We start from the raw sequence: 8,630 nt of genomic DNA, 5'->3' as shown, positions 1-8,630 counted from the left end.
GTTGAATAAAACCTGATCTATCTCGACTAATTCTATGTCTGGACTCTCTAGTAACTGATTGCCAATTTCAACAGCTTTATGATGAAGATTTCGGCTATTTAAAAAAGTGACTATTTCATCGAAAACATAAGTTGTCGTGACTAAGAATGGTTTTGAAATCGCTAAATTAGACCAGTTTTGTATTACTTGGTGATGAGCATATTCATTTTTTATCTCCAAAGCTAGAATATAGCTTGTATCTAAAAAAAATATGTTTTTCATTTGTTATACAAATAATGATCATGATTAACCGCTCCATCTTGTACATCACATTCTACAGGATTTTTGCCTAAGTCCCAGATTGATGATGACTTTTTGATCCGAGTAATTATCAGCTTTTCGTGGTCTGCAATAATTTCAAATTCTTGAGATTCCCCTAATAGTTCTTTAGGGATAAATAAGCCTTGTTCAGTTGCTTTTAACCTCATGTTTAATTACCTAGTTGATTTTGTAGATATATGATAATTTTAGCGTGTTATTGGGTTTTTCGCACTTGGTCAGAGTGTAAATAGCGATTCCTACGGAGCGCTTCGCTATCGCACTACAAGATCACCCCTCACACTTAACCCCAATAGGCGATCGCACTTTATCAATCCAACCTACAAGCGATCGCCGATTACACTTAACCCCAATAGGTGAGCTTATGGTGATTGACTTTCAGCTTTCTTAATCAAGCGCAAACCAGCGTGTATCGTCGCTAGATAGTAATAGAAAATCCAACTGTACCAAATGGCTTTGTCATAGTCCTGTTTTTGCTGGTCATTATGATGTCGTATACCAAATTGATTAGCAATAACAAACAAGTCTCCCTCGTCTTTCTTTGATATTACTGTCTTAAGTTGAGGACGCAGGAATTCAAGAACATCGGACAAATCTCGGATTGCATCACGTCTCTCATCTAAAGACGAGCGATAACGCCTAAACTTAAGAATTGCAGCTTGAACACGCCGCTCAACATTATCAGGATCATGTGTAGGTAAACTTGCAGCAAATAAATTTTCTAGTCCTTGTTCTGGAGATTCTAAAATCTCTCCATTGTCGGAAAGCTCATATCCTTCCTTGTACTCGCATAAGATTTGATTAATACCATCTCTAAATTCTTGCTGACCTGTTTTCTTATCGAAAGTATGGTAGTGATAGCCACAATCATTGTAGCTATGGAAATACCCATCAATCGGTTTAGAAACATGGTCATAGAGAAACTCGATAACATCGAACAAATCATCTTCTGAGTAACTCTTGCATTTTTCCTGAATTGGCCACAATTCAGGTTTTCTAATGGCACGAAACATTTGAGCTTCAATGTCAGAACCTAATTTACCTGGCACATCTTCATGATCTACGCAGTAATAACCAAAATCTTCTTGAAAATAGTCTTTATTCAAAAACTCAAGGTAGAAATTGCTAAATAGCCTAAGCAGGATAGGCAAGTCATAGCGACTTACATCAGGATTTTTGCCAGTACGAATGGAATAGTATCTTCGGTTACCCATAAACTTCTTAAAACTGCTCTGGGCTATCGCTTCACAATTATCTATCCTACGCGATCCTGCGGACTTCTTCAATGGTCAGATGATTGTAATTTAATACCCAAAACTTGAGTATATGCACCCCTAGCTTGAGTTACCCCAATTGTCCGCTGTGCTGACTCTATCATCGGACGGCGCAAGCTCACAACTATAAACTGTGCCTGTTCTGCCTGTTGTTTAATCATTCTCGCTAATCGTTCCACATTTGCACCATCTAAAAACATATCCACTTCATCAAAGGCGTAAAATGGAGATGGACGATAACGTTGTAGGGAGAAAATAAAACTTAATGCAGTTAAAGATTTTTCTCCCCCAGACATGGAAGCAAGACGTTGGACGGGTTTTCCTTTGGGGTGTGCGACTAGGTTTAAACCACTGTTAAAAGGATCTTCAGGATTATCTAGTTGTAAATAACCGTCACCATCGGAAAGAATAGCAAAAATTGATTGGAAATTCTCATTTACTGCGTCGAAAGCTTCTTTAAATGCCTTTTGACGGAGGGTGGTAAAATTTTCAATTCTTAATAATAATTCTGTCCGTTCACCTTCTAAAGTCTCTAATTTTTCGGTAAGTTCTTGAAGACGACTTTGGACTTTATTGAATTCTTCCAAAGCTAACATATTTACAGGTTCCATTGCCTGTAAACGTTTACCTAAACTCCGCAATTCTTTTTGTAAGTCTTCTAAATCAACTTTATTGGGAACTTCTGGAAGGGGACTTGGTAATTCTGCACCTAAATCTCGCAATTGGTTTTGCAGTGCTGTTAAATCTTCCCGGCGTTTTTGTTGAGTTTCTTGCAGTTTCTCAATTTCCCATTGTAATTGTTGTTGACGCAATAAGAGCGATCGCAATTCGGTTTCTGCTGTATCTCGGTTTTTTTTCTCTTCCCCTAAATTCTCTTCTAATTGACGCAAATTAGCTTGCATTGTGGTAATCAAATTATTCAATTCTTCAACTTGACTATTAACTGTTGCTTGTTGCTGTTTTCCTGTCGTTTCTTCTTGTTGATATTGAATTACTCTAGTTTGGGATTCTTCTATTTTTTCTTGTAATCGTTGTTGTTGATTTTCGAGATTTTTTAATTGTTGTTGAACATCTCGCAATGCTGTTTCCCGTTGTTGTAATTCCTGTTCTTGGATTTTAATGATAGCTTGGATTTGTTGCCATTCGCTGGGAGTTTGGGAAGATTCCAACTCAGCTAAAGTATGTCTTAATTGTTGAAGTTGAGTTTCTTGTTCTGGTAATTCCCGATTTAAAATTTCTAACCGGGATTGTGCAGATGTGAATTTTTCCGTGTTTTGGGAAAGTTGAGAACGAGTATTTTCTAACTGCGTTGTTAAACCTTTAATATCTTTCTTTAACTGTTCTAAATATAATTGTTGTTCCCTGCGTCCTTGACGTGCTTCCGTTAATTCTAAAGTTAATGTTTTAGTGCGAGTTCCTAAATTAGAAATTGCTTCTCCACAACGTTCTAAAATCCGGTCAATATCTATTAAGCGAGATTTCAAATTAGCGACTTCCTGAGATTCCCCGGCTTCACCGTTATCAAAGCGTAAAGATGAACGTTGACTACTACTACCCCCAGTCATTGCTCCGCTAGTTTCTAATAATTCCCCTTGTAAGGTGACTATGCGATATAGTCCCATATTTTTCCGAGCTTGGGCAAGAGTCGCAAATACTACCGTTGCACCAAAAACATAGGCAAATACATCATGATAACGGCGATCGCATTCTACCAAATCTACCGCATAACTGACAAAACCATCAGCTAAACGCAGAGTTGCATCTTGAGTAAATCTAGGGACTTTAATCTTATTTAAAGGTAAAAAAGTTGCTCTCCCGGCGCGTTTTTGTTTCAACAGTTCAATTCCCGCAGATGCCACACTATCATCTTCAACGACAATATGCCCTAAACGTCCACCAGCAGCCATTTCCAAAGCCAATTGATGTTTAGGTTCAACCTTACCCAATTGCACTACCAAACCGCATAAACCGGGCATTTCTGACTGTAAAATTACTTTACTAGCCTGTGTTCCTTGTATTTCCTGTTGTGCCTGTGTTTGTGCCTCTAATTTATCTAACTGACGTTGTTTATCTCGTTGTTCTTGTAAAAGTCGCTTTTGGGTATCTTGTTGAATTTGTAACTCTTGTTCTGTCGCAGCCAGATTTTCGGCTAAATTCTGAATAGGTTGAGTAGAAGCATTAAATTCTGTTTCTAAACGCGCACATTCAACTTGTTTTTGGGCTAATTCCGGTTCTAAAGTCGCAATTAATTGAGATTGTTCAGAAATCAATTCTTGTAATTGAGTATTGCGTTCCTGTAATTGCGCTTGTTCAGTGCGTTGGGGTTCGAGAATATGCAGCAAAGATTCCATTTGCCGATTTAAAGCCGTTTGTTGTTGTACCCAAGCTTCCGAAGCCGAGGCAATTTCCGCAGCAGCTTGACGAGAAGATTCTAAATTTTGTTGGGCGGTGTCACGTTCTGTTTGTAGAGACGTTACATTTACCGTTTCTATATTTTGTTTTTTCTTAGCTTCCTCTAAAGCAAGTTGATATTGTTGAATTTCTTGGTAAGTTTGATTTAATCGCTTTGTAGATTCTTGAATAGATGCTTCCAACTCCCGTTGTTGACGTTGGAGTTGTTTCCGTTCCGCTTCCTGAGTAGCGAGATTTGATTGAACAGACAGAAGTTCCTCTTCCCCCAAAGCCTTTACCCGGAGATTGAGTTGATCTAAATCAGTAGTTTTTTGATCAATTTGAGAATTAGTTGTATTTAACTGAGTAGTAAAATCACTGAAATTGCGATCGCCCTCTTGAACTTGTGCAACCAGCTTCTCCTGCTGTGCTTGGAGAGAACGCCAAGATAACACAGATTCCCAGGACTGCTTTTGGATAAATTCAATTTTCAATAATTGATACTTTTCCGCCTTAGCCTTATCTTGAGACAGGCGATCGCATTGTATACTTAACTCAGTCTGAATAATCCGACAACTATCCTCCTTATCCTTCACCTCATCCAAAGTAGACCTAGCTTGGATAATCTTCCGATCATAAGTCGCCACCCCGGCCAACTCATCAATAATTTCCCGACGTTCCCGCGCATTCATCGAGATAATACTAGTTACATCCCCCTGTAACACCACATTATACCCTTCAGGATAAATCCGCAGTTCCTCCAAATCCTCATGTAACTCAGTCAAAGTACAAGCCACACCATTAATATAATAATTAGACGTATACCCCCCCTGCTGAGACACCCGCAACCGCCGAGTAACACTCCACTCAGACGATTTTGGATTTTGGATTTTAGATTTTGGATTTTCCCCTACTTCCCCTACTTCCCCTACCTCCCCCACTTCCCCTACTTCCCCTACCTCCCCTACCTCCCCCACATCCTCTCTCTGTGCCTTTGCGCCTCTGCGAGAGACATCCGAAATATCAAAAGTCACAGTTACACTAGCTTCCAGCGCCGAACGTCCCTTATGTTTTTGAGCATTATTCACCAAATCCGGTAAACGTTCCGCCCGCATACCCTTAGAACTAGCCAGTCCCAAACAAAACAACAAAGCATCTAGAATATTTGATTTTCCAGAACCATTAGGCCCAGATATGACAGTACACCCCGGTAGTAAAGGGACAGCAGTAGTCCCACCGAAGGATTTAAAATTGGTAAGTTCAACGCGCTTGACATATACCATGAGGCACTGGTTAACTGGAAAAGAGGTTAAGTAAACAAGTGTACCAATTATTTATCCTTTCGTGACTAGGAAAGAGGGGAAATTTGGTAATTGATATGCTGTGGGTTCTGGGTATTTAATTGGTCATACTCTAAATGTATGGCGACAATATATTTTAAACGAACCACAGAGACACAGAGGACACAGAGGGAAATACAAGGGGGTTGTTTACATCTGGTTTAAAATTGCTATATGTTAAGTTGCTCATAGATGTATTTATGGAAATTCAAACGCCAGATTGGGTTAAACACGCGGTTTTCTATCAAATCTTTCCTGATAGATTTGCCAGAAGTCAACGTTCCCGTGACAGTTTCTTAAATAATAGCAATTTGGAAGCCTGGGATGCACCACCTACTCTCCAAGGTTACAAAGGTGGTGATTTATGGGGGGTGCTGGAAGAATTAGACTATATTCAAAGTTTAGGGATTACGGCAATTTACTTTACACCCATTTTTCAATCTGCTAGTAATCATCGTTATCATACCCATGATTATTACCAAGTTGATCCCATGTTGGGGGGAAATCAGGCGTTACGAGAATTACTAGATGCAGCCCATTCACGAAATATCAAAATAGTTCTTGATGGCGTATTTAATCATTCTAGCCGAGGCTTTTTCTTTTTTCATGATGTGTTAGAAAATGGTTCTAATTCTCCTTGGGTAAATTGGTTTAAAATTCAAGACTGGCCGCTTGCACCTTATGATGGACAATTACCTGCTAACTATGATTCTTGGATAGGAATTCGCTCTTTACCAACCTTTAATCATGATCATCCAGATGTAAGAGAATACATCATGAAAATTGCCGAATATTGGTTAGAATTTGGCATTGATGGTTGGCGTTTAGATGTACCCAATGAGATTAAAACTCCTGGTTTTTGGCAAGAATTTCGTCAACGAGTTAAAGCCATTAATCCAGAGGCTTATATTGTCGGTGAAATCTGGTCAGATGCCCGTGAATGGCTCGATGGTACACAGTTTGACGGGGTGATGAATTATTTATTTAATGAAGCTGCCATTGCCTTTGCAGTAGGCGATAAAGTCGTATTAGAACACGTCAAATATCGGGATTGTCCTCCCTATCCTGCCCTAGATGCGACTGAATATGCAGCCAAAATTTACAGCCTTTTGGAACTTTATCCTTGGGAAATTCAACTAACACAATTAAACCTTCTTAGTAGCCATGATACAGCCAGATTAATGAGTATTGCTGACAGTGATCAAGCAAGTGTAGAATTATGTAATCTCTTATTATTCACTTTTCCTGGTGCGCCTAGTATTTACTATGGTGATGAAGTGGGTTTACCTGGAGGAATAGATCCTGATTGTCGCCGTGTTTTCCCTCCTGAATCTGACTGGAATTCCAAAATTTTAAATACTCATAAACAATTAATTGCTATTCGGCAAAATTATCCGGCTTTGCGAATTGGCAAATACCAAGTTCTCTATGCAAAAGAAACAGTTTATGTATTTGCGCGAATTTTAGAAAGTGAAGAATTAATTATTGCTGTGAATGTAGGAACTGAAACTATTACAGTCAACCTAGATTGTAGTAGTTTACAAAGTCAACCAAATCAAGTTTTATTTGGGAATGGGGAAATTATCTGGAAAGAGGAAAATGTTTGTTTAATTATTCCTCCCCGTAGTGGTTTGATTTGGGGATAAATGTTAAAATGTCAGTTGGGAATGGTGAGTGATATTTTTTTTGCCGGTGGTGGGTATTCTATATCGTAGGAGTGATGCTGCAATTTGGATAACAGCAATTTTTGAAGTATGGCTAATTTAGGGAATGATTACTTAGTTCAGCGCGGTAAGCAGATTGAGCGAAAGAAAAGAATTGTTACATATATTGGAATGGTTTCATTTGGTGGTTCAATGTTGTTTGGAGGGGTTAATACCATCAAACAGGCTTGGGAAAAACCAAAGCAAGCAGTAGTTCAATCGGCTGAGACTGATTTACAGAAACTGGTTAAGGGGTATGAGTTAGTTTTGCAGCGTGAACCTAATAATCAAACAGCTTTAGAGAAGTTGTCCATTATGCGGTTAAGGTCGGGGGATAATCAGGGAGGGATTGTCCTAATTGAGAAGTTAATAAAATTACATCCAGATAGACAGGATTATAAAACTGTGCTGGCAGATGTCAAGAAGAAAATGGGAGAGTAAAACTTATATCATAATTGTTTATAATGTAGTTTGATCGATATAAAACTATATCCCATCTTAGAGGATGTTTGAAAAGTGGTATTCCGTAATTTTCATCACATTCCTACCCCCCTTTCCCCTTGTAAAGGGGGGAAACAATAAAAATCCAGTTCCCTCCCCTTTACAAGGGGAGGGTTAGGGTGGGGTAAAAAATATTTGATACATCAACCATAACTTTTCAAACACCCTCTTAGCTAACACCAAACATATTCTTCCAAAATGGAAAATTATGGACACCCTGAAACTTGCTCCTTCAACACAGTTACCAGATCATACTCAATTACCCTGTGAAGATGGAAATTTCGTGAAAAATTTTCAAGAACATCCTCAAAGTATTCTGTTAACAGAATCTATCTGGTCAAAATTACAAGCAATTCATCCAGATAAGCAATTTTGCATAGGACAAGATAGCGGTATTTATTGGCGGATTACAGAACCACCAGAACGAGGTGCAGAAGCGCCAGATTGGTTTTATGTTCCTGATGTGCCACCGGCTCTAAATGGTCAAATGCGCCGTTCTTATGTGATGTGGCAAGAATTAGTTGCTCCCCTAATTGTCATTGAATTTGTATCAGGTAATGGTAGAGAAGAAAGGGACGAAACTCCATATCAAGGAAAATTTTGGGTTTATGAAAAAGCGATTAGAGTACCTTTTTACGGTATTTATGAAGAAAAGAAATCATCATTAGAATTATATCATTTAATCGAAGGGCAATATCACCTGATGCCACCTAATGCAAGGGGTCATTATGTGATTGAAAAAATGGGTGTTGAACTAGGAATTTGGCAAGGAACATATAAAAATGTCGAGTTACCTTGGTTAAGGTGGTGGGATTTAGCAGGAAATTTCTTATTAACAGGAGAAGAACAAGCTGAACAAGAAAAACAACGGGCTGAACAGGAAAAACAACGGGCTGATAAATTAGCAGCGAAATTGCGAGAATTAGGCGTTGAATTTGATGATTGAGTAATCTTGATATGATGTAAAACCTCTATCTCGCAAGGAACTCAAGTTCCTTGCTAATAGCGAAAGTCATCTAAAGATGACTAAATATTAGAGGATGTTTTAAAAGTTTTTAATGTGTAAACAGACCCCTCTCCAAACCTCTCCCCTACCAGGGGAG

General features: G+C 38.7%; 6 protein-coding genes and 1 pseudogene. 3 read left to right on the top strand and 4 right to left on the bottom strand.

Features of this window, described 5'->3' with window-relative positions; genetic code table 11:
* From PN450_RS11600 to smc, 4 genes and pseudogenes are all read right to left on the bottom strand, one after another.
* Positions 1–261: pseudogene (locus PN450_RS11600) on the bottom strand (type II toxin-antitoxin system VapC family toxin); the annotation flags it as partial.
* Entirely contained in the window at positions 258–467 is a 210-nt protein-coding gene (locus tag PN450_RS11595) for a hypothetical protein (protein ID WP_271836419.1), read from the bottom strand. The pseudogene PN450_RS11600 and the gene PN450_RS11595, both read right to left, overlap by 4 nt.
* A gap of 213 nt (positions 468–680) precedes the next feature.
* Positions 681–1,532, bottom strand: coding sequence for a hypothetical protein (locus PN450_RS11590; RefSeq protein ID WP_271836417.1), 852 nt, complete (start codon positions 1,530–1,532; stop codon positions 681–683).
* Between the two features lie 68 nt (positions 1,533–1,600).
* Positions 1,601–5,266, bottom strand: a complete 3,666-nt coding sequence (gene smc / locus PN450_RS11585; RefSeq protein WP_271836416.1) for a chromosome segregation protein SMC — start codon at positions 5,264–5,266, stop codon at positions 1,601–1,603.
* A gap of 257 nt (positions 5,267–5,523) precedes the next feature.
* Here smc and PN450_RS11580 point away from each other — a divergent pair, with 257 nt between their 5' ends.
* The 3 genes from PN450_RS11580 to PN450_RS11570 all read left to right on the top strand — a co-directional run bounded on the left by PN450_RS11580 (position 5,524) and on the right by PN450_RS11570 (position 8,473).
* Positions 5,524–6,969 carry a glycoside hydrolase family 13 protein gene (locus PN450_RS11580; protein WP_271836414.1) on the top strand — a complete coding sequence of 482 codons (1,446 nt, stop codon included), beginning with the start codon at positions 5,524–5,526 and terminating at the stop codon, positions 6,967–6,969.
* A gap of 108 nt (positions 6,970–7,077) precedes the next feature.
* Positions 7,078–7,467, top strand: coding sequence for a tetratricopeptide repeat protein (locus PN450_RS11575; RefSeq protein WP_271836412.1), 390 nt, complete (start codon positions 7,078–7,080; stop codon positions 7,465–7,467).
* Positions 7,468–7,735: 268 nt separating this feature from the next.
* Entirely contained in the window at positions 7,736–8,473 is a 738-nt protein-coding gene (locus tag PN450_RS11570; protein ID WP_271836411.1) for a Uma2 family endonuclease, read from the top strand.
* Positions 8,474–8,630: the final 157 nt, after the last annotated feature.

The organism is Dolichospermum lemmermannii CS-548, assembly GCF_028330815.1.
GTDB classification, from domain to species: domain Bacteria; phylum Cyanobacteriota; class Cyanobacteriia; order Cyanobacteriales; family Nostocaceae; genus Dolichospermum; species Dolichospermum lemmermannii.
The sequence above is the reverse complement of the archived record's forward strand: the minus strand, read 5'-3'. Positions and strand labels throughout refer to the sequence as shown.